A 202-nucleotide genomic window follows, 5' to 3' on the forward strand; every position below is an offset into this window, starting at 1 on the left:
CGCGCTCGCCGAACTGCTGTCGAGCGAGCATGGCAAGGTCGTCGCCGATGCCAAGGGCGATATCCAGCGCGGCCTCGACGTCATCGAATTCGCCTGCGGCGTGCCGCATCTGCTGAAGGGCGACTATACCCAGGGCGCCGGCCCCGGCATCGACGTCTATTCGATGCGCCAGCCCATCGGCATCGGTGCCGGCATCACCCCG

1 protein-coding gene is annotated in these 202 nt (G+C 67.8%); it reads left to right on the plus strand.

Going from position 1 to position 202, the window contains the following annotated elements; genetic code table 11:
* Positions 1–202: aldehyde dehydrogenase family protein (locus ASE59_RS20745; protein ID WP_235515802.1), on the plus strand; the 202-nt coding region annotated here is incomplete at both ends.

Origin of the sequence: Sphingomonas sp. Leaf10, assembly GCF_001421245.1 — a bacterium.
Lineage (GTDB): Bacteria > Pseudomonadota > Alphaproteobacteria > Sphingomonadales > Sphingomonadaceae > Sphingomonas.